The organism is Enterobacter cloacae complex sp. 2024EL-00711, assembly GCF_047529885.1.
Classification (GTDB): Bacteria; Pseudomonadota; Gammaproteobacteria; order Enterobacterales; family Enterobacteriaceae; genus Enterobacter; species Enterobacter ludwigii.
In genome coordinates this window covers 320,967-338,146 of the sequence record NZ_JBLIZC010000004.1, presented here as the reverse complement: position 1 = coordinate 338,146, position 17,180 = coordinate 320,967, and the positions used below count along the sequence as shown (strand labels likewise).

Here is a 17,180-nt window from a genome sequence, read left to right as displayed (position 1 = left end):
GTAAGTCATTTCGCACTTGCCAGCCTTTTTTTGTATAGCTAATTTAGATTGCTGATTAGGCCAGCCATCAACAACGGGTGTTGTAAGGTCATGGCAGGCCTGATATAACTGCTGCGCGGTCGCGTTGTGAAGGATTCAGGCGCGATATAAATTATAAAGAGAGGAAGAGAACAGTGAATAAATCTCAACTGATTGACAAAATTGCTGCTGGTGCTGATATTTCTAAAGCTGCAGCTGGACGTGCGTTAGATGCATTAATTGCTTCTGTTACTGAATCTCTGCAGGCTGGGGACGACGTTGCACTGGTAGGCTTCGGTACTTTTGCTGTTAAAGAGCGTGCTGCCCGTACTGGCCGCAACCCTCAGACCGGTAAAGAGATCACCATTGCTGCCGCTAAAGTGCCGGGTTTCCGTGCAGGTAAAGCGCTGAAAGACGCAGTAAACTGATTGCTTTCCCATCTCAGGGAAGCCGAATAGTACAAGGGCGCATCATTTGATGTGCCTTTTTTGTTTGTCCAGGCCTGATTTGTGCGAGTTTATGCGAGTTGTGGGCTGACAATCGCACCGTTTTCTTGTCACAATACGCCTTTACGCGCGACGGGCAGGATTTTCCGTTAGCGTCAGGTAACCAGTCACCTACAGCGGAGTGTTGTTACACCATGATGGACAGCTTACGCACGGCTGCTAACAGTCTCGTGCTCAAGATTATTTTCGGTATCATTATCGTGTCGTTCATATTGACCGGCGTGAGCAGTTACCTTATCGGCGGTGGCGCGAACTATGCCGCAAAAGTGAATGGCCAGGAGATCAGCCGTGGTCAGTTCGAGAATGCTTTTGCCGGTGAACGTAACCGTATGCAGCAACAGCTGGGCGACCAATTCTCTGAACTCGCGGCAAACGAAGGGTATATGAAATCCCTGCGCCAACAGACCCTGAACCGTCTGATCGACGAAGCGCTGCTGGATCAATACGCGAAAAAGCTGGGCCTGGGCATCAGCGATGAGCAGGTTAAAAAAGCCATCTTATCGACTCAGGCTTTCCAGTCTAACGGCAAATTCGACAATGCGCGTTACAACGGCATCATTAATCAGATGGGCATGACTGCCGATCAATACGCTCAGGCTCTGCGTAATCAACTGACAACCCAACAGCTCATCAATGCCGTCGTTGGCACTGATTTCATGCTCAAAGGTGAGACGGAAGAGCTGGCAGCCCTGGTTGCACAGCAGCGCGTGGTACGTGAAGCGACCATTGATGTGAATGCTCTGGCGGCGAAGCAGCAGGTTAGCGACGCGGACATTAACGCCTATTACGAGCAGAACAAGAATAACTTCGTTGCTCCAGAACAGTTCCGTGTGAGTTACATCAAGCTGGATGCTGCCGCGCTGCAGGAAACAGCCTCCGATGCGGAAATTCAGTCTTATTACGATCAGCATCAGGATCAGTTCACTCAGCCGCAGCGTAACCGCTACAGCGTGATCCAGACCAAAACTGAGGCAGACGCCAAAGCCGTGCTGGATGAGCTGAATAAGGGCGCTGATTTCGCCTCCCTCGCGAAAGCAAAATCCACCGATATTATCTCTGCTAAAAACGGTGGTGATATGGGCTGGCTGGAAGAGAGCACCACGCCTGACGAACTGAAAAATGCCGGTCTGAAAGACAAAGGCCAGCTTTCGGGTGTCATTAAATCTTCCGTTGGTTTCCTGGTGGCGCGTCTGGATGATATCGAGGCCGCGAAAACCAAGCCGCTGGCTGACGTTCGCGATGATATCGCAGCGAAAGTGAAGCAGGAAAAAGCGCTGGATGCTTACTACGCGCTGCAACAGAAAGTCAGTGATGCTGCCAGCAACGACAACGAATCTCTGGCGGGTGCTGAGCAGGCAGCAGGGGTGAAAGCGGTTGAGACCGGCTGGTTCGGTCGTAGCAACCTGCCGGAAGAGCTGAATTTCAAACCGGTTGCTGATGCCATCTTCAACGGTGGTCTGGTTGGCGAGAATGGCACGCCGGGCAGCAACTCTGACATCATTACCGTCGACGGCGATCGTGCGTTTGTTCTTCGCGTCAGCGAGCACAAACCAGAAGCGATTAAACCGCTGGCAGAAGTGAAAGATCAGGTGGTTGCTCAGGTTAAGCACAACAAAGCGGAACAGCAGGCAAAACTGGATGCTGAGAAGATTCTGGTTGACCTGAAAGCGGGTAAACAGGATGCGCTGAAAGCGGCAGGTCTGAGCTTCGGTGAGCCAAAAACGCTGAGCCGTACCGGTCAGGATCCTGTGAGTCAGGCAGCGTTCGGTCTGAGCCTGCCTGCGAAGGACAAACCAAGCTTCGGTACCACTACCGATATGCAGGGTAACGTCGTTCTGCTCGCACTGGATGACGTGAAAGCAGGCACGATGCCTGAAGAGCAGAAGAAAGCGATGGTGCAGGGTATTACCCAGAACAATGCCCAGATTGCTTTCGAAGCGATGATGAGCAACCTGCGCACAGAAGCCAAAATCAAGCTCGGTGACGTGATGACTCAGCAGCAATAATTACGTATTTGCTCGCATATTTTCGTAACGCTCTGCAATAACTAAAGGCCGCTTTCGCGGCCTTTTCCATTTCTGCAATCTGCCGTTTGTGCCGGGTTATAACGCTGGATATTGTGGCCTGGCTGTCAACAAACAAGGAGATAACAGCATGAAATGTGGAATCAAGGCTCTGTTCATTACTCTGGCGATTGCCACCACCGGGATGAGCGCAGGTGCGCTGGCGACGACACCTGCGGCGAAAACACCGGCGGTGCAAACCAGGCCTGACGCAGCGGCACCCGCAGCTGGCCAGACGAAAGCCACGGATGCCGGAAAAAGCGCGGATGATGACGGTACGCGAGTCAGTATCAATTCGGCATCGGCAGAGGATCTCGCCCGGGTAATGAATGGCGTAGGGCTAAAAAAAGCGCAGGCGATAGTCAGCTATCGCGAAGAGTACGGTCCTTTCAAAACGGTTGACGATCTTAAGCAAGTGCCCGGTATGGGCGGAGCGCTGGTTGAGCGCAACCTCTCACACCTGACGTTGTAATCACATAATTACTTGCACGGCGGCAAAATTTTGCCAGGATAAAGAGGTCATACCAGTCATGACCTCTTATCCTATAACAACAGTAAAGGCTATTGCGCTATGCAGACAAAAATCAAAGTACGCGGCTACCACATCGATGTTTACCAGCACGTCAACAACGCCCGTTATCTTGAGTTTCTTGAAGAAGCGCGCTGGGACGGTCTGGAAAGCAGCGAAAGCTTTCAGTGGATGACCTCGCACAACATCGCGTTCGTGGTCGTCAACATCAATATCAACTACCGTCGCCCGGCCGTGCTGGGTGATGTGTTGACCATCACCAGCCAGCTTCAACAGTTAAACGGCAAGAGCGGCGTGTTAACCCAGGCGGTGACGCTGGATCCTGAAGGCCTGGCCGTTGCCGATGCGCTGATCACCTTTGTCTGTATTGATCTGAAAACCCAGAAAGCGCTGCCGCTGGAAGGGGAGTTGCGGGAAAAACTGCAGTTGATGATCGTCTAGACGCGTTGTGTTCATGACCCGTGCTGTCGATATTCTGTTCGCCAGCACGGTCAAAGAGGCTTATTTGAGCCCGGTTTTTTTCTTCATCGCCGACATCACGCCCGCTTTATCGGCCAGATAGTGATTCAGTCCGTTTGCGCGCAGATTACAGGCCGCACACTGGCCACAGCCATCACCTTTAATGCCGTTGTAGCAGGTAAGGGTTTCGCTGCGAACCATGTCCAGTTTGCCCCAGTAGTCTGCCAGTGCCCAGGTTTCCGCTTTATCAAGCCACATCAGTGGCGTTTCAAAGCGCGTCTCTTTTGCCATCCCCAGATTCACGGCGTGGTTGAGAGCCTTCACGAACTCGTCACGGCAGTCAGGGTACCCGGAGAAGTCGGTTTCACACACGCCCGTGATCACCGCTTCGGCTTTCACCTGGTAGGCGTAGATCGCCGTCAGCGTCAGGAAGAGAATGTTGCGGCCTGGCACAAAGGTGTTCGGAATGCCGCTGGCATCAGGTTCATAGTCAGGAACGGGAATACTGTCGCGGGTGAGGCTACTGACGGCCAGTTCATTTAACAGCGTAACGTCCAGCACCTTATGCGCGCGCGCGCCCAGTTTCAGCGCCAGTTCACGGGCGACGTCGATTTCAGCGCGATGTCGCTGACCATAATCGAAAGTGACACAGTGAACTTCATCGTACTGATGAAGCGCCTGAACCAGGCAGGTAGTGGAATCTTGTCCTCCGCTGAACACGACGACGGCACGTTTCATAAATCATCTCGACAGTTACGGTAAAAACATCATGTTACCGTCTGACTACGGCGACGACCAGCTTCTTCACGATTTGGGGGCCGGGAGCCAGGCTTCGGTGAAATCGAACCAGCCGCGGGTATTAAGCCGTATGCCATTGACTCCCGGGGGGGCGCTGATTTGGTACTGGTAGTTAAACAACGGCGTCAGCACCGCGCTCTCCATGAGTTGGGTGAAAATAGCTTTCAGCCCGCGATGCCGGGCATGCGCGTCAGCCTGAGTCTGAACGGCATCCAGCGTCGCCTGCAGATGGGCATATTGCGGCGCGCTCAGCAGATGCGGCCATAGCGCATCGCAGCGAAGCCACTGCTCAAGGGTGTATTCCGGTGCTTCGCCAATCAGCCTGTCTCCCATCATGAGGTCCGCGTCGGCAAGATGCTGACATCCGTCCCACGTTTTGGCATTGTGAAAGATGACCGTTAACGTGCAGCCCTGGCGGGAAAGATACGCTTTTAGCTGACTCGCCATGGTATGTAACTCGACGGGCAGATGGTAAATCAGGGTCAGCGTCTCAGGCAAAGGGACATCCGTGAGATCCGGCCACTCAGGAATACGCCAGCCCGGCAGCAACTCCTGCGTTGGGGTGATAAGCCCCTCATCCAGAGGAAGAGTATGTAGAAGCGTTGAGAGGTGAATGATGTTGATAAGACGTCTTGCCTGCATTTCGCTAAGACGCGGGCTGCGCTTCAGCGTGAGGTAGCAAAACCCCAGGCTGATGCTGTTACTCACCAGCCGCAAACGGGTCAGTTCGTCAGGCTCTCCGATGGCGATTTGTACCGGATGCCGGCAGCTGGTTCCAAGCCCCTGATCAAATAGCTGAGGGGTGATCCAGAACTCGATGGCCTTCAGTAGCGGGTGGCTAAGGTGATACTGCTCATGGCTTTCCAGACGAACCAGGTCCGGCTTATACGCGGTGAGCCTGAAAGGTCCGCTGCCTGTCATCGGTTGTGCCGGGTGCGCCACACGGCTGCAATAGGTTGCCAGCCGATGTGCCAGCCAGTAGTCGGGCTTGTGTAAAATAAACGTCAGACACTGCGGATGGGTAACTTCAATGCGCAGCACGCTCTGAAAAAGCCTGTGCATGGCCGGGAGCGTCAACATCGCATTCAGACTCTCCTGTAACTGGACCGTTTCGACTTTATCACCGTTATGCCAGTGAAGCGTGGAGCGAATATAAAAATGCCAGCGCAGCCCGTCCTCCGACACGTCCCAGTGATGGGCAAGATCGCCCGTCGGTTCGCTGCTGTTACCGTGAAAACGCGTCAGCCCAGAAAAGACCTGTCCTGCCAGATGCTGTTCCGCCCGACCGGGTAAAAAGCCGGGATGCAGTGGATCCAGCGAGCGGTAATAGGGAATGCGCAGCGTCGGCGTATCGTTTTGCCACTGGCCGCCTAAAAACGGATGAAGCAGTGACCGCAGCTCCTCCGGTGCCAGCTGGGCCAGCTCAAGCGCGTTATGCTGCTGCCCACGCTTCAGCGCCTCTTCCATCATCGCATTGCGCAGTGACTCCGGGGTGACGTGGAAAGTTAGCTCCCCACGCTTACCGCGGCCAGACTGCGCTCGCCAGCTAAGCCAGCCCGCCTCCTGCGCCTGACGCAGTAATGTACGGACATGCCGTTCGCTGCAAAAGCAGCGGGCGGCCAGCTCGCTGATGGTGGCCTGCTGCGTCGCGCCAGCGGAAGGCTGCCACAAACGGTGGTACTGGTTGAGTCGGTTAAGCTGGCGCATGAGAAACCCTGAACAATAATTATCATCTATTCACTATTACTTCCGTATATCTCACGCAATACTGATGCACAAGTTAACCGCATCACATTTCAGGAGTAATCATGGCTCGTCTCGCTGCGTTTGATATGGACGGTACGTTGTTAATGCCGGATCACCGTCTGGGTGAGAAAACCCTGAGTACCCTGAAGCGCCTGCACGAACGTGATGTCACCCTGACGTTTGCCACTGGCCGTCATGTGCTGGAGATGCGCCATTTGCTGGGGGCATTTTCCCTGGATGCTTTTCTTATTACCGGCAACGGGACACGCATTCACTCTGTCGAAGGCGATGTTCTCCACCGTCAGGATCTCAACCCGGAAGTGGCAGATATCGTATTGCACAGCACCTGGGACACCCGGGCCAGCGTTCATGTCTTTAACGATAACGGCTGGTTTACCGGGCATGACATTCCGGCATTGCTGCACGCCCATGTCTACAGTGGTTTCCGCTATCAGCTTATCGATCTGCGCCGTATTCCGGCTCACGCGGTGACGAAGATCTGTTTCTGCGGCGATCATGGCGATCTTTGTCGCTTACGCATTCAGCTGAATGACGCGTTAGGCGACCGGGCGCACCTGACCTTTTCAGCGGTGGACTGTCTCGAGGTTTTGCCGGTTGGGTGTAATAAAGGATCGGCGCTGGCGGTACTGAGCGATCACCTGGGCTTAACGATGCAGGAATGTATGGCGTTTGGCGACGCCATGAACGACCGCGAAATGCTGGGCAGCGTTGGTCGCGGTCTGATCATGGGAAATGCGATGCCGCAGTTGAAGGCAGAGCTTCCCCATCTACCGGTTATCGGACACTGCGGTAACGAAGCAGTGTCTCATTTTTTGACGCATTGGCTGGACAACAACAACCTCCCATATTCCCCCGAATAGTGAGACCCTTCCAGCAAGCCAGACCCCGGTCTGGCTTTTTTTTATTTCACCAGCTGCGTAATCTGCGCTTTCCACGGCTCAATATCGCCGATGTTTGCCTGAACCCACTGCGCATTGTAATAGGTCTCAAGATAGCGCTCGCCGCTGTCGCAGAGCAGGGTGACGATAGAGCCGGTGCGCCCCTCTTCACGCATGCGAGCCGCAAGCTGCAGGGCTCCCCACATGTTGGTGCCGGTAGATGCACCGACTTTACGACCAATCTGTGTCTCCAGCCAGTGCGCGGTTGCCACGCTGGCGGCATCCGGCACGCGGAGCATTTCATCCACTACGTCCGGAATGAATGAAGGCTCCACGCGCGGGCGGCCAATACCTTCAATCTTACTGCCCACCGGGCTGCGCAGATCGGCATTGCGGCTTTGCCAGTAGTCCAGGAACACCGAGTTCTGCGGATCCACCACCATCAGCTGCGTATCATAGCCCTGACAGCGGATGTAACGTCCCAGGGTGGCTGAGGTGCCGCCAGTACCGGCGCTCATCACGATGTACGACGGAACAGGGTGAGGTTCGTGGGTCATCTGGCGGAAAATACTGTCGGCAATGTTGTTATTGCCGCGCCAGTCTGTGGCTCGCTCGGCAAAGGTGAACTGGTCCATATAGTGGCCATTCAGCTCACGGGCCAGCATTTCAGACGCGGCGTAAATTTCGCAGGCGCTTTCCACAAAGTGGCAGCGTCCACCGTAAAATTCGATCTGCTCAATTTTTCGTTTCGCGGTGCAGGAGGGCATCACGGCGATAAACGGCAGGCCCAGCAGGCGGGCAAAGTAGGCTTCGGATACGGCGGTTGAACCGGAGGAGGATTCAATAATCGTGGTTCCCTCCTTAATCCAGCCGTTACACAAACCGTATAAAAAGAGCGAACGCGCCAGGCGATGCTTCAGGCTACCGGTGGGATGGGTGCTTTCATCTTTCAGGTACAGCTGGATGCCAGCAAAACCCGGCAGAGCCAGGCGAATGAGATGGGTGTCCGCCGAGCGCTGATAGTCGGCATTGATTTCGCTGATGGCATGTTTAACCCAGGCGCTATTCATCGTATTTATCCGTTTGTCATTTTGTGCCCAGCATAGCGAAAAGCACAGAAAAAATTGTTGCTATATGGCCTTTAAAATAGAATGAAGGGAGAAAATTTTTCTCTGTGAGGTGGGTATGCTAGATAAAATAGACCGTAAGTTGCTTTCTTTACTGCAAAGTGACTGTACCCTCTCTTTGCAGGCACTGGCAGATGCCGTTAATCTGACCACCACGCCGTGCTGGAAGCGCCTCAAGAAGCTTGAAGATGACGGCATCCTTCTGGGGCGAGTCGCGCTTTTAGATCCCGAAAAACTGGGGCTTGGGTTGACGGCATTTGTCCTGATAAAAACCCAACATCACAGCAGCGAGTGGTACAGCCGCTTCGTAACACAGGTCTCCGAGATGCCGGAGGTGCTCGGTTTCTGGCGCATGGCGGGAGAGTATGACTATCTGATGCGCGTCCAGGTGGCAGACATGAAGCGTTATGATGATTTTTACAAGCGGCTGGTGAACAGCGTACCGGGCTTGTCGGACGTCACCTCGAGCTTCGCCATGGAACAGATTAAATACACCACAGCACTACCCATTGATTAATTGAATAACTTCCCGGCGTAGCCGGATCCATACCTTCAGGAACAAACCGCGTGCGATTATTTGCCCAATTAAGCTGGTACTTTCGTCGGGAGTGGCAACGCTACCTCGGCGCTGTGGCCCTGCTTATTATCATTGCCATCCTGCAGTTAATTCCACCGAAAGTGGTGGGATACGTGGTGGATGGCGTTACAGAACAGCATTACACCACCGCACGGGTGTTGATGTGGGTCGGCACGCTGGTGCTGACGGCCATCATTGTCTATCTGCTGCGCTACGTCTGGCGGGTACTGCTGTTTGGCGCGTCCTATCAGCTGGCCGTCGAACTGCGTGAAGATTTTTATCGTCAGCTGAGCCGCCAGCATCCCGAGTTCTACCTGCGTCATCGCACCGGGGATCTTATCGCTCGCGCCACCAATGACGTTGACCGCGTCGTGTTTGCCGCCGGGGAAGGGGTGTTAACGCTGGTGGACTCTCTGGTGATGGGCTGTGCGGTTCTGATTGTGATGTCCACCCAGATAAGCTGGCAGCTCACGCTGCTGGCGTTGCTGCCTATGCCGCTGATGGCGCTGGCGATCAACCGCTATGGCGAACAGCTTCATGAGCGCTTCAAGCTGGCGCAGGCGGCGTTTTCCTCGCTGAATGACCGTACGCAGGAGAGCATGACCAGCATCCGCATGATCAAAGCGTTTGGCCTGGAAGATCGACAATCCGCGCTGTTTGCAGCCGATGCCGCCGACACGGGGGCGAAGAACATGCGCGTTGCGCGTATCGATGCGCGGTTTGACCCGACAATCTATGTCGCGATTGGCATGGCAAACCTGCTGGCCATTGGTGGCGGGAGCTGGATGGTGGTGCAGGGCTCGCTAACCCTCGGGCAATTGACCAGCTTTGCCATGTACCTGGGGCTGATGATATGGCCGATGCTGGCACTGGCCTGGATGTTTAACATCGTAGAGCGCGGCAGCGCCGCCTACAGCCGTATTCGCGCGATGCTTGCCGAAGCGCCAGTGGTGAATGACGGTAGCGAATCGGTACCGGAAGGGCGCGGCGTGATGAATGTCGACGTCCGTAAGTTTGTGTATCCGCAAACGGAACATACGGTACTGGAGAACGTCATCTTTACGCTCAAACCGGGTCAGATGCTCGGTATCTGCGGTCCGACAGGCGCCGGGAAAAGTACCGTACTCTCCCTGCTTCAACGTCACTTTGACGTCACGCAGGGCGATATTCGCTTCCATGATATTCCGTTGACGAACCTGCTGCTCGATGACTGGCGCGGTCGTCTGGCGGTGGTCAGCCAGACGCCGTTTCTCTTTTCTGACACCGTGGCGAATAACATTGCCCTTGGACGCCCGGCGGCAACTCAGGAAGAGATTGAGCACGTCGCGCGCCTGGCCAGCGTCCATGACGATATTCTGCGTCTGCCACAGGGCTATGAAACGGAAGTGGGTGAGCGTGGCGTTATGCTTTCCGGCGGGCAAAAACAGCGTCTCTCGATTGCCCGCGCGCTGCTGCTGAATGCCGAAATCCTGATCCTTGATGATGCGCTCTCCGCCGTCGATGGTCGCACCGAGCACCAGATCCTGCATAACCTGCGACAGTGGGGGGATGGAAGGACGGTGATCATCAGTGCACACCGGTTGTCGGCGCTGACGGAAGCCAATGAAATTCTGGTATTACAGCACGGGCACATTGCCCAGCGCGGACAGCATGAACAGCTTGCGGAGCAACCGGGCTGGTATCGCGATATGTATCGTTATCAGCAGCTTGAAGCGGCGCTAGACGACGCCCCGGAACAGGATGAGGAGAACGCTAATGCGTAAGACCGTGACGCAGTGGCCGACGCTAAAACGCCTGCTGGCCTATGGTTCTCCGTGGCGAAAACCGCTTTCACTTGCCGTGCTGTTGCTGTGGATTGCCGCGATTGCAGAAGTGAGCGGTCCGCTGCTCATCAGCTACTTTATCGACAATATGGTGGCGAAAAGCTATTTGCCGCTGGGGCTCGTCGCGGGGTTAGGTGTGGCCTACGTTGGGCTACAGCTGACTGCGGCGTCACTGCATTACGCCCAGTCTCTGCTCTTTAACCGGGCGGCCGTGGGCGTGGTGCAGAAGCTACGTACGGATGTGATGGATGCGGCGCTGCGCCAGCCGTTGAGCGAGTTTGATACCCAGCCGGTTGGGCAGGTGATATCCCGGGTGACCAACGATACCGAGGTGATCCGCGATCTGTATGTCACCGTCGTGGCAACCGTGCTGCGCAGCGCGGCGCTGATTGGCGCCATGCTGGTGGCGATGTTTAGCCTCAACTGGCGTATGGCTCTGGTGGCGATCACCATCTTCCCGGCCGTATTGATTGTAATGGTCATCTATCAACGCTACAGCACGCCGATTGTGCGTCGGGTGCGCGCCTATCTGGCCGATATCAACGATGGCTTCAACGAAGTGATCAACGGCATGAGCGTCATTCAGCAGTTCCGCCAGCAGGCTCGCTTTGGTGAGCGCATGGGGGAAGCCAGCCGGTCGCACTATATGGCGCGTATGCAGACGCTGCGACTGGACGGTTTCCTGCTACGTCCGCTGCTGAGCCTCTTCTCGGCGCTGGTTCTCTGTGGCCTGCTGATGCTTTTCGGGATGAGCGCGAATGGAACAATTGAAGTTGGGGTTCTGTACGCTTTTATCAGCTATCTGGGACGCCTTAATGAACCGTTGATAGAACTCACCACCCAGCAGTCTATGTTGCAACAGGCCGTGGTGGCGGGAGAGCGCGTGTTCGAACTGATGGACCGGCCACGTCAGACCTACGGCGATGATGAGCGTCCTTTGCAAAGCGGAGAGATTACGTTTGATAAGGTCTCGTTTGCTTACCGTGAAGACCGTCTGGTGTTGCAGGACATCTCTCTTGATGTGCCGTCGCGCGGCTTTGTGGCGCTGGTGGGGCACACCGGTAGCGGCAAAAGTACCCTCGCCAGCCTGTTGATGGGCTATTACCCGGTCAGTCAGGGTGAAATCCGTATTGATGGTCGTCCGCTCGCATCACTGAGCCACAATGTGTTGCGCAAAGGCGTTGCAATGGTGCAGCAAGACCCGGTAGTCATGGCCGATACCTTTTACGCCAACGTCACCCTGGGGCGGGATTATACCCAGCAACAGGTGTGGGATGTGCTGGAAACCGTGCAGCTGGCAGAGCTGGCGCGCGGCTTTAGCGATGGGATCAATACCCGGCTTGGTGAGCAGGGGAATAACCTCTCGGTGGGACAAAAGCAGCTTCTGGCCCTGGCGCGGGTGCTGATTGAAACGCCGCAGGTGCTGATACTCGACGAAGCGACCGCCAGCATCGACTCTGGTACTGAGCAGGCTATCCAGCTGGCGCTGGCCGCGGTGCGTGACCACACGACGCTGGTGGTTATCGCACACCGTCTTTCAACGATTGTCGACGCAGACACCATCCTGGTGCTGCATCGCGGTCAGGCCGTCGAACGCGGTACGCACCGGGAGCTGCTCGAAGCAAAAGGGCGCTACTGGCAGATGTATCAGCTGCAGCTGGCCGGTGAAGAGCTGGCCGCCAGCGTGCGTGAGGACGAGTCCCTCAGCGCCTGATGCACCAAAACAAGGCAGCGCGCTAACAGTCATTACTGTTGGTGCAAAACTGAAACGCACCGTGCACTGTCATGGTGCGTTTTTTTTCACCGGTTCGTTAAACATGCTCGTGTAATGCTCATTGCAGCGCGTTTCCCTCAGGTTTTCATTTCTGGCACACCCCTTGCAATGTCTTCTGCGTATTAGCGGCGGCCATTACCGAATTCTGACTGGAGGGGATCTATGAAGCTGGTTACGGTTGTAATCAAACCATTCAAACTCGAAGACGTGCGTGAAGCATTGTCTTCCATGGGTATTCAGGGACTGACTGTCACCGAAGTGAAAGGCTTTGGTCGTCAGAAGGGTCATGCCGAGCTTTACCGCGGGGCAGAATACAGCGTTAACTTCCTGCCAAAAGTAAAAATTGATGTCGCGATTGCTGATGACCAGCTTGATGAAGTTATTGATGTCATTAGCAAAGCGGCCTACACCGGCAAAATTGGCGACGGCAAAATTTTCGTTGCCGAATTGCAGCGCGTCATTCGCATCCGTACCGGCGAATCTGACGAAGCGGCACTGTAAGTAACTCCTGGCACACAGTGATAGGGATCGAGAAAATGAAGATAGCAACAATCAAAACGGGTCTGGGTTCGCTGGCACTGCTGCCGGGCCTGGCACTGGCTGCCCCTGCGGTGGCAGACAAAGCCGATAACGCCTTTATGATGATCAGCACCGCGCTGGTGCTGTTCATGTCCATTCCGGGCATTGCGCTGTTCTACGGCGGCCTGATCCGTGGCAAAAACGTTCTCTCCATGCTGACGCAGGTTGCCGTCACGTTCGCGCTGGTTTGCGTGTTGTGGGTGGTCTACGGTTACTCTCTGGCCTTCGGCACGGGCAATGCGTTCTTCGGAAACTTTGACTGGGTCATGCTGAAAAACATCGAACTGACCGCGCTGATGGGCAGTTTCTATCAATATATTCACGTTGCCTTCCAGGGCTCGTTCGCCTGTATCACCGTCGGGCTGATCGTCGGTGCGCTGGCTGAGCGTATTCGCTTCTCCGCCGTCCTGATCTTCGTGGTGGTCTGGCTGACGCTCTCCTATGTGCCGATTGCGCACATGGTCTGGGGTGGCGGTCTGCTGGCGAGCCATGGCGCGCTGGACTTCGCAGGCGGTACCGTTGTACACATCAACGCCGCGGTGGCGGGCCTGGTAGGGGCATACCTGATTGGCAAACGCGTGGGCTTCGGTAAAGAAGCGTTCAAACCGCACAACCTGCCAATGGTCTTTACCGGTACAGCGATCCTTTACTTTGGCTGGTTCGGCTTCAACGCCGGTTCAGCAAGCGCAGCAAACGAAATCGCCGCACTGGCCTTCGTGAATACGGTTGTGGCAACGGCGGGTGCGATCCTCTCATGGGTGTTTGGTGAATGGGCGGTACGCGGTAAGCCTTCGCTGCTGGGTGCCTGTTCAGGTGCAATTGCCGGTCTGGTTGGTATCACGCCAGCTTGTGGCTACGTCGGTGTTGGCGGCGCGCTGCTTGTCGGGTTGGTCGCCGGTCTGGCGGGTCTGTGGGGTGTGACGGCGCTGAAACGTGTTCTGCGCGTCGATGACCCGTGCGATGTCTTCGGTGTACACGGCGTCTGCGGCATCGTCGGTTGTATCATGACCGGTATCTTCGCGGCGAAATCGCTGGGCGGCGTGGGTTACGCAGAAGGCGTCACCATGGTTCACCAGGTGCTGGTGCAGCTGGAAAGTATCGCCATCACCGTCGTGTGGTCTGCCGTTGTGGCCTTCATCGGCTATAAGCTGGCGGATATGACCGTCGGTCTGCGTGTTCCGGAAGAGCAGGAACGCGAAGGTCTGGACGTCAACAGCCACGGCGAGAATGCGTACAACGCCTGATAAGCAAAACGGCAACCCAGGGTTGCCGTTTTCGTTTTGTTCCCTCTCCCGTCGGGAGAGGGCCGCAGTACAGCATCACCCGCGGTTACGCATTACCCCTTCCTGCACCGTCGACGCGACCAGCACGCCATCCTGAGTGTAAAACTCACCGCGCACAAAGCCGCGCGCGCTTGACGCCGAGGTACTTTCCACGCTGTAGAGCAGCCACTCGTTCATGTCGAACGGACGATGGAACCACATGGAGTGATCGATGGTGGCCACCTGCATCCCTTTTTCAAGGAAGCCCACGCCGTGCGGCTGCAGCGCCACCGGCAGGAAGTTGAAATCTGAAGCATAACCCAGCAGATACTGATGAACGCGGAAATCTGCGGGCACGGTACCGTTAGCGCGGATCCAGACCTGGCGCTTTGGCTCGGCCGTGTGGCCTTTCATCGGGTTATGGAATTCGACAGGGCGGATCTCAAGCGGTTTATCGCAGAGAAACTTCTCCTTTACCTGCGGTGGAAGCAGATGCGCCAGCGCACGAGCGATATCGGTCTCGGATTTGAGATCGTCTGGCGACGGCGCGGGTGGCATCGTTTTCTGATGCTCATAACCCGGTTCCGGCGCCTGGAACGAGGCGGTCATGTAAAAGATAGGCTTGCCATTCTGAACCGCCGCGACACGACGCGCGCTAAAGCTGTTGCCATCCCGCAATACCTCAACGTCATACACGATGGGTTTCGCGCTATCACCAGGGCGTAAGAAGTAGCTGTGAAATGAGTGCACCAGACGGTCTGCAGGGACGGTCTCCTTTGCTGCGTAGAGCGCTTGTCCTACGACTTGCCCGCCGAAGACCTGGCGTAAGCCGAGATCTTCGCTCTGTCCGCGAAAGAGTCCTTCCTCAATTTTTTCCAGATTCAGTAATGTCAGCAGATTGTTCAGTGCCTGACTCATAGTTGTCCTCAATAAACGCCGTAGCGAAAGATAGGCAGAGTATAACGCAGAAATGAAAGTGGTCCGATGGGTAGAATAATCTGAATATCTGGACGATTTTAGGCATAAATCAGTGATCTGTGCCAAACTTATCTGTGTTATGTGATTGAAACGACATCGGATGGGATCGATCCCGCTGGTGCATTGATGATAAGGAGACTTCAATGAAACTCGTGCCCATGCTAAGTGGTGTAGCAATTGCGGTGGCGTTGTCCGCCTGTGCAGGAAAGAGCGCCCAGGTGCCGGTGCCAGCAGCAGATCCAAACGGGATTAATACACTCTCACAGCAGTCCATTCAGCAGCCTAACGTTTCCGGGACTATCTGGATTAAACAGAAAGTCGCGTTACCGCCAGATGCGGTATTAACGGTAACCCTGTCTGATGCTTCCCTGGCAGACGCGCCGTCTAAAGTATTGGCCCAGCGTGCCGTGCGTACGGAAGGTAAGCAGGCACCGTTTAGCTTCGTGTTGCCGTATAACCCATCAGACGTGCAGCCTAATGCCCGTATCCTCCTGAGCGCAGCAGTAACGATCAACGATAAACTGGTGTTTATCACCGATACGGTGCAGGAAGCGATTAACCACGGCGGGACAAAAGTTGACCTGAACCTGGTTCCGGTACAGCAAACCGAAGTGCCGGTTGCGCCACAGACTAACCAACCGTCTCTGCCAACCCCTCCGACCCAGATGTAACGCTTTAAACCCTCTCCTTCGGGAGAGGGTTTAATACACCCAGCGGTACTTTTGCAAATCAATCTGTCCTGACCCCGACACCTGCACCCCTTCTGACAGTAACGCCTGACGCTGGCGCTGCAGATCCGGCCCGGTCAACGAGATTGTCCCATGACGATTTACCACCCGATGCCAGGGCAGGGTGCTTCCTTCGGGCAACCTTTTCAGTACGCCACCGACCTGCCGCGCCGCACGCGGAGAACCGGCCAGACGCGCTACGTCGCCATAGGTGGTGACATAACCTTCCGGCACAGAGGCCACAATTTGCCATACGCGTTGTGGAAAGGAGTCATGTTCGTCCATACGTCTACCTGTGGGGAATGTCTGGACAGTCATGTTAAACGAAGATAAACCCAATTGCTGCGCCAGTTTGCGCAAGAAACCAGCATCCAGTTGCGGGTCGCTTGCAATTGGCGGTAAGCACAGGGATAATGCGCCAGCGCGTTGGTTATCAACGCTCTCAATGGGGGCTCTGTTGGTTCTCCCGCAACGCTACTCTGTTCACCAGGTCAGGTCCGGAAGGAAGCAGCCAGGGCAGACGACGTGTGTGCCGGGATGTAGCTGGCAGGGCCCCCACCCATTTCTGCTCTCATCAACACTCTCCCTGTTTCTCTTCGCTTCGAATAGCCTTTAATCCACAACGTTATTAGGACTTTACTGACTGCATGTAATATATATTTCATTGCATTGAAATATTACTGTCATAAACCTGTAATAATAGACTGTCATTTTAATATCGGATGTCTTTTTTCTGTCATAACTTAAAAATATATATCTGGATAACATTGGTAAGTTCGTGTATTAAATAAAGTACTTATTCCGAAGGGAAGTGACAAACATGGCTACTGCGGTGTTAAACGTTAAGATTGATCAAGCGCTAAAAGAAAGACTTCGCCACTATGCAGAAGTTAATAACGAGAATTTAAGCGTGACGACAGAGAAACTGCTGCTGCTGGCATTCGAAGCGGTAGAAGAGGCGGGAGTATCGGAAGAGGATATTGATAACCAGCATACGGAAGAAGAGAGTGTTTCTCCATTTACTCCTAAAGAAATCAAGGCTCTACGTAAAATTCTTAAGAAGAGAAAATGAAACAACAACTGTCAACTGCCAGTGACTACAACGAGGCCTGCGATCTGTTGCGTTCAGGCTACGTGAAGCATGTACGTCTTGGCTGGAATGTAGGAAGTGATGAGTTCTTTCGTATTGCGTCTGACTGGTGTGATACCGGCGCAAAAATAAAGAAAGACGGTGAAAATTTCGTTATTTCACTGAAAGGTTTTCCTATTCCTCCTCAGCACTAAATCTTGAATGGTGAAAACTGCTGACTGTAT

General features: G+C 54.8%; 18 protein-coding genes and 1 other RNA gene. 14 read left to right on the top strand and 5 right to left on the bottom strand.

Features of this window, described 5'->3' with window-relative positions; genetic code table 11:
• Positions 1-173 precede the first annotated feature (173 nt).
• The 4 genes from hupB to ACMVME_RS13970 all read left to right on the top strand — a co-directional run bounded on the left by hupB (position 174) and on the right by ACMVME_RS13970 (position 3,557).
• Complete coding sequence (gene hupB / locus ACMVME_RS13985; protein WP_002444653.1) at positions 174-446, top strand: nucleoid-associated protein HU-beta; 273 nt, start codon at positions 174-176, stop codon at positions 444-446.
• A gap of 212 nt (positions 447-658) precedes the next feature.
• Positions 659-2,530: a peptidylprolyl isomerase gene (ppiD, locus tag ACMVME_RS13980; RefSeq protein ID WP_068795163.1), complete on the top strand. Its 1,872-nt coding sequence runs from the start codon at positions 659-661 to the stop codon at positions 2,528-2,530.
• 148 nt (positions 2,531-2,678) lie between these two features.
• On the top strand, positions 2,679-3,059 hold the full coding sequence (locus ACMVME_RS13975) for a helix-hairpin-helix domain-containing protein (RefSeq protein WP_032681557.1): 381 nt from the start codon (positions 2,679-2,681) through the stop codon (positions 3,057-3,059).
• A gap of 99 nt (positions 3,060-3,158) precedes the next feature.
• Entirely contained in the window at positions 3,159-3,557 is a 399-nt protein-coding gene (locus ACMVME_RS13970; protein WP_068795162.1) for a YbgC/FadM family acyl-CoA thioesterase, read from the top strand.
• 60 nt (positions 3,558-3,617) lie between these two features.
• Here the strand turns inward: ACMVME_RS13970 and queC are convergent, their stop codons facing one another.
• The gene (queC, locus tag ACMVME_RS13965) at positions 3,618-4,313 is read right to left on the bottom strand and encodes a 7-cyano-7-deazaguanine synthase QueC (RefSeq protein WP_014168876.1); all 696 of its coding nucleotides are present in this window, start codon (positions 4,311-4,313) and stop codon (positions 3,618-3,620) included.
• A gap of 66 nt (positions 4,314-4,379) precedes the next feature.
• Positions 4,380-6,080, bottom strand: a complete 1,701-nt coding sequence (locus tag ACMVME_RS13960) for an SgrR family transcriptional regulator (protein ID WP_068795161.1) — start codon at positions 6,078-6,080, stop codon at positions 4,380-4,382.
• A 101-nt stretch (positions 6,081-6,181) separates the two neighbouring features.
• Between ACMVME_RS13960 and cof the strand changes: the two genes are divergently transcribed.
• Positions 6,182-7,000 (top strand): HMP-PP phosphatase, encoded by an 819-nt coding sequence (cof, locus tag ACMVME_RS13955; protein ID WP_068795160.1) that lies wholly within the window; start codon positions 6,182-6,184, stop codon positions 6,998-7,000.
• Between the two features lie 41 nt (positions 7,001-7,041).
• On the opposite strand, the gene ACMVME_RS13950 is transcribed toward cof, so the two are convergent.
• Complete coding sequence (locus ACMVME_RS13950; protein WP_040016790.1) at positions 7,042-8,088, bottom strand: PLP-dependent cysteine synthase family protein; 1,047 nt, start codon at positions 8,086-8,088, stop codon at positions 7,042-7,044.
• A 115-nt stretch (positions 8,089-8,203) separates the two neighbouring features.
• On the opposite strand from ACMVME_RS13950, the gene ACMVME_RS13945 reads away from it, so the two are divergent.
• The 5 genes from ACMVME_RS13945 to amtB all read left to right on the top strand — a co-directional run bounded on the left by ACMVME_RS13945 (position 8,204) and on the right by amtB (position 14,142).
• Complete coding sequence (locus tag ACMVME_RS13945; RefSeq protein ID WP_020885204.1) at positions 8,204-8,662, top strand: Lrp/AsnC family transcriptional regulator; 459 nt, start codon at positions 8,204-8,206, stop codon at positions 8,660-8,662.
• Positions 8,663-8,712: 50 nt separating this feature from the next.
• The gene (locus ACMVME_RS13940) at positions 8,713-10,485 is read left to right on the top strand and encodes a SmdA family multidrug ABC transporter permease/ATP-binding protein (protein ID WP_068795159.1); all 1,773 of its coding nucleotides are present in this window, start codon (positions 8,713-8,715) and stop codon (positions 10,483-10,485) included.
• Entirely contained in the window at positions 10,478-12,259 is a 1,782-nt protein-coding gene (locus tag ACMVME_RS13935; RefSeq protein WP_020885202.1) for a SmdB family multidrug efflux ABC transporter permease/ATP-binding protein, read from the top strand. The genes ACMVME_RS13940 and ACMVME_RS13935 overlap by 8 nt, the downstream gene beginning before the upstream one ends.
• A gap of 222 nt (positions 12,260-12,481) precedes the next feature.
• Positions 12,482-12,820 (top strand): P-II family nitrogen regulator, encoded by a 339-nt coding sequence (gene glnK, locus ACMVME_RS13930; protein WP_008503304.1) that lies wholly within the window; start codon positions 12,482-12,484, stop codon positions 12,818-12,820.
• A 35-nt stretch (positions 12,821-12,855) separates the two neighbouring features.
• On the top strand, positions 12,856-14,142 hold the full coding sequence (amtB, locus tag ACMVME_RS13925; RefSeq protein WP_020885201.1) for an ammonium transporter AmtB: 1,287 nt from the start codon (positions 12,856-12,858) through the stop codon (positions 14,140-14,142).
• A gap of 75 nt (positions 14,143-14,217) precedes the next feature.
• Here the strand turns inward: amtB and tesB are convergent, their stop codons facing one another.
• Positions 14,218-15,078, bottom strand: coding sequence for an acyl-CoA thioesterase II (gene tesB / locus ACMVME_RS13920; RefSeq protein WP_020885200.1), 861 nt, complete (start codon positions 15,076-15,078; stop codon positions 14,218-14,220).
• Between the two features lie 203 nt (positions 15,079-15,281).
• On the opposite strand from tesB, the gene ACMVME_RS13915 reads away from it, so the two are divergent.
• On the top strand, positions 15,282-15,809 hold the full coding sequence (locus tag ACMVME_RS13915; RefSeq protein ID WP_014168885.1) for a YbaY family lipoprotein: 528 nt from the start codon (positions 15,282-15,284) through the stop codon (positions 15,807-15,809).
• A 30-nt stretch (positions 15,810-15,839) separates the two neighbouring features.
• Here ACMVME_RS13915 and ACMVME_RS13910 read toward each other — a convergent pair whose 3' ends face one another.
• Positions 15,840-16,184 (bottom strand): MGMT family protein, encoded by a 345-nt coding sequence (locus tag ACMVME_RS13910; RefSeq protein ID WP_086463133.1) that lies wholly within the window; start codon positions 16,182-16,184, stop codon positions 15,840-15,842.
• A 137-nt stretch (positions 16,185-16,321) separates the two neighbouring features.
• Between ACMVME_RS13910 and ffs the strand changes: the two genes are divergently transcribed.
• From ffs to ACMVME_RS13895, 3 genes are all read left to right on the top strand, one after another.
• Positions 16,322-16,418: signal recognition particle sRNA small type (ffs, locus tag ACMVME_RS13905), an RNA gene on the top strand.
• 268 nt (positions 16,419-16,686) lie between these two features.
• Positions 16,687-16,938: a hypothetical protein gene (locus ACMVME_RS13900; protein ID WP_020885198.1), complete on the top strand. Its 252-nt coding sequence runs from the start codon at positions 16,687-16,689 to the stop codon at positions 16,936-16,938.
• Entirely contained in the window at positions 16,935-17,150 is a 216-nt protein-coding gene (locus ACMVME_RS13895) for a hypothetical protein (protein WP_014168888.1), read from the top strand. The genes ACMVME_RS13900 and ACMVME_RS13895 overlap by 4 nt, the downstream gene beginning before the upstream one ends.
• Positions 17,151-17,180 lie beyond the last annotated feature (30 nt).

Excerpts from the sequence above, each read along its gene's own strand:
- ppiD (WP_068795163.1), top strand. The coding sequence starts at position 659 with ATGATGGACAGCTTACGCACGGCTGCTAACAGTCTCGTGCTCAAGATT.
- ACMVME_RS13975 (WP_032681557.1), top strand. The coding sequence starts at position 2,679 with ATGAAATGTGGAATCAAGGCTCTGTTCATTACTCTGGCGATTGCCACC.
- ACMVME_RS13970 (WP_068795162.1), top strand. The coding sequence starts at position 3,159 with ATGCAGACAAAAATCAAAGTACGCGGCTACCACATCGATGTTTACCAG.
- queC (WP_014168876.1), bottom strand. The coding sequence starts at position 4,313 with ATGAAACGTGCCGTCGTCGTGTTCAGCGGAGGACAAGATTCCACTACC.
- ACMVME_RS13960 (WP_068795161.1), bottom strand. The coding sequence starts at position 6,080 with ATGCGCCAGCTTAACCGACTCAACCAGTACCACCGTTTGTGGCAGCCT.
- cof (WP_068795160.1), top strand. The coding sequence starts at position 6,182 with ATGGCTCGTCTCGCTGCGTTTGATATGGACGGTACGTTGTTAATGCCG.
- ACMVME_RS13950 (WP_040016790.1), bottom strand. The coding sequence starts at position 8,088 with ATGAATAGCGCCTGGGTTAAACATGCCATCAGCGAAATCAATGCCGAC.
- ACMVME_RS13945 (WP_020885204.1), top strand. The coding sequence starts at position 8,204 with ATGCTAGATAAAATAGACCGTAAGTTGCTTTCTTTACTGCAAAGTGAC.
- ACMVME_RS13935 (WP_020885202.1), top strand. The coding sequence starts at position 10,478 with ATGCGTAAGACCGTGACGCAGTGGCCGACGCTAAAACGCCTGCTGGCC.
- glnK (WP_008503304.1), top strand. The coding sequence starts at position 12,482 with ATGAAGCTGGTTACGGTTGTAATCAAACCATTCAAACTCGAAGACGTG.
- amtB (WP_020885201.1), top strand. The coding sequence starts at position 12,856 with ATGAAGATAGCAACAATCAAAACGGGTCTGGGTTCGCTGGCACTGCTG.
- tesB (WP_020885200.1), bottom strand. The coding sequence starts at position 15,078 with ATGAGTCAGGCACTGAACAATCTGCTGACATTACTGAATCTGGAAAAA.
- ACMVME_RS13915 (WP_014168885.1), top strand. The coding sequence starts at position 15,282 with ATGAAACTCGTGCCCATGCTAAGTGGTGTAGCAATTGCGGTGGCGTTG.
- ACMVME_RS13910 (WP_086463133.1), bottom strand. The coding sequence starts at position 16,184 with ATGACTGTCCAGACATTCCCCACAGGTAGACGTATGGACGAACATGAC.
- ACMVME_RS13900 (WP_020885198.1), top strand. The coding sequence starts at position 16,687 with ATGGCTACTGCGGTGTTAAACGTTAAGATTGATCAAGCGCTAAAAGAA.
- ACMVME_RS13895 (WP_014168888.1), top strand. The coding sequence starts at position 16,935 with ATGAAACAACAACTGTCAACTGCCAGTGACTACAACGAGGCCTGCGAT.